The sequence below is a fragment of the Novosphingobium sp. AAP83 genome, from assembly GCF_001295795.1.
Taxonomy (GTDB): Bacteria; Pseudomonadota; Alphaproteobacteria; order Sphingomonadales; family Sphingomonadaceae; genus Novosphingobium.
The window spans coordinates 1-2770 of sequence record NZ_LJHY01000026.1 but is presented as its reverse complement, the minus strand read 5'-3'; the positions used below and the strand labels follow the sequence as shown (position 1 = coordinate 2770).

Here is a 2770-nt window from a genome sequence, read left to right as displayed (position 1 = left end):
ACACGCAGAACCGCAAGATATTGCTGGAATTGAAAAACTTCCGAATCAGGGTCTGAGCAAAGCTTACAGTTGGGCTAAAACCAGTGAGCGGCATAGACGACTTCCTTGACTATTGATTTAATCAGCCAGATTTATACGACCGGCGACCTGATATCTTTATGATTTGTGTATGATCTGGTCCAAAACATGTCAACGAATATCAGGCGGCCAGTTTGAGAGATTAGACTTGCAAAACGCGGTTGCGACTCGGCGGATTTATCCAGACTGCGATTGGTTCGAGCGCTGGCTGTGGCGGGCGATTGACGAAGCGCTCCGGGTTCACCAGCGAAAACCGAAGTCAAGAAGCTCTACGCCAAGATCGGCCAATTGCTGGTGGAACGGGATTTTTTAGCGAAGGCCTCCGGACGATGACTACAGAGCGGAGGCAGGCACTGGTCGAATTTTCGCATCCAAACCTTTTGATCGTGGCGCAATGTCGCCTTTTTTCGATCAGCAGGTCGAGTTGGTATTACACGCCAGTGCCCGAGAGCGAGGCGACGCTTGCGTTGATGCAGGTGATCGACACGGTGTTTCTGGATTGCCCGTGGCATGGGAGTCGGCAGATGATGCGGCGCTTGCAACGGCAGGGGCATGCCCCACCTGATATGAAACTCCGAATCTCTTGTGTGCCTCAGTCGGGGTTCGGCCCGCGAGGGTCAAATGTGGGCGATGGTTGTTGTAATAATCGAACCAGCGGCCCACACATTCGCGCAATGTGGAACCGGTTTCGAAGTCGTTCAAGTAGACGCACTCGAACTTGAGCGATCGCCACAACCGCTCGATGAAGACATTGTCCATCCAGCGGTCCCGGCGAGCTTAAGCTCAGCGTTGCCGCCACAAAGCGAACACGGACTTATAGCCACCTAGGCGCATGGCATGCCCGGGTCACCCACCCCTTGGCACGCTCAGGGCTGGGCTTCTGGCTCAATGCTAATGGCCCGCTCGATTTCCTCGCCCATGAAGCCGATCGCCTCCGCCTGACGCACGCCGGGCAGTACGGCGACGTCATAGAGTTCGCCGATGGTGTGCTCGAAGCGCAGCCATTCCGCGACCTGACCAGTTTCGGTGTCCACCACAAGCAGCCCGCAGCGCGGTGCCGCGTCCTTGCCGGTCAGCAGCGCGTCCAGCGGCAGGCCCTCGAAGGTGTGGTTGCCGCGTGGGCGTGACAGCCCGACCACCGCCCAGCGCCCGATAAAAGATAACCCGCGCGCATAGCCCGGGCAGAAGCAGACCGGCGTGAAGCGGCCATCGGCCGGGTCCACAACGCCAAGCTCTCCACGGCCGGAATTGAGCACCCAGAGCCGCCCATCGCGCAGCCGGGGCGAATGCGGCATGGACAGGCCGCTGGCGACTACTTCCCCACTCGCGACATCCAGCACCACGCCGCCATCCGTCCGGCGTTCGCGCCAGCCATCAGCCACATCGCTTCTGCTGATGGCGGTCACGAAGGCGGGGCGTTCGCCATCCATTGCCAACCCGTTCAGGTGGCAACGATCCTCAGGCATTAGCGCGCTGATGAAGGGCGGACGCCAGAGTGGACGGAAGCTTGCCGTGTCGCTGATCGTCGCTAGGCAGGAATACAGCGTATTAACGAAGATCGGCCCCGGCGAGGCCATGCCGTCCATAACGCCCATGCCGATATCATGCATGTCGATGCGGCCGGTGACGCGCGCCTCCCGCGGGACGAAGCGGCGTTCGGCGCCCTGGACGGTGCCCACGCCAGGCGGCAGGTCGTTGACAAAACGCCAAAGTATGGACTTGCCACTGGCCAACAGGGTGTCGCCATCAGTCCAGAGGCCCTGGCATTGCTCGATCAGACGTTCATGTCCACGCAGGCCGCCATCGGACTTGAGGCCGAGGAAGACCAACCGTCCGGCCTGGTAGGTGGTGAGCGCCAAGCTACACCGCGCCTCGGCAAGCCAAGCAGCGAGCCCCGGAGAGGCGAGCATCATCTGGCCCGGCTCGACGGCGTTGGGCTCGCTCATGTCAGGGCTCCTGTCGACGGGAGGGCGAGGCGGAACGCAACGCGTCCGGCACTCTGAAGCGAGACTGCTACCAAGTTCATGTGGGATCCGATTTAACAATTTTGCGGCCACATAGCTCAAAGATAGGAGGCTTTCCAGAGCCTTCACGCTGCACCAGAATCTATTTGCTCGAGCGTCACCATGATGTACTGTCAGTTCTGAGAACACCGGTAATAAAAGATTCCATGATAAGCGAATAGCGACCTGCGCCGTGGCAGAGCGGGTTCGCTAAGTCTCGCGGACAATGGGTATCCACTGTAGGGCCGCGACGAGATTGACGAAGCCGAGGTATGACTCTTTGTCAGCGGCGGAGCAAAAACCGCCAGTGTGGCGGAGTAAAATTAGGCTACTGACGTTGTGACAGATGCAAAGCACAGGAAGCCGATCAGGTCCTTTGCTTTTGGCCATTTTGCAGTGTCTGTTTTCGTTGGGTATGGCTTGGTTTTGCTCCGCCACATTGGCAGCGCGGCGGCGACTGGCCGCCCTCTAATGAGCAACCTTACCATTGGCCGGTTTTTACTCCGCCACGCTCAGCACAATACCGGCGTTCCAATTGCTGGTTTTGTCACCGCCGTGCACAACGTGAGTTGTACCTTTCTTTTTTTCCATAAGCGGTCCCCGTGACTTATAGTAAAAAGAGAAATTGGGATTTAGGCTCAGGACCTATTAAATCACTTGCGGTGGGAACGATTGATTGATTCAATGGA

General features: G+C 58.2%; 1 protein-coding gene and 1 pseudogene. Both read right to left on the bottom strand.

Features of this window, described 5'->3' with window-relative positions; genetic code table 11:
• Positions 1–660: 660 nt before the first annotated feature.
• Positions 661–849, bottom strand: a pseudogene (locus IP81_RS21330) (integrase core domain-containing protein); the annotation flags it as partial.
• Between the two features lie 95 nt (positions 850–944).
• Positions 945–2024, bottom strand: a complete 1080-nt coding sequence (locus tag IP81_RS14850) for a TIGR03032 family protein (protein ID WP_082356198.1) — start codon at positions 2022–2024, stop codon at positions 945–947.
• Positions 2025–2770: the final 746 nt, after the last annotated feature.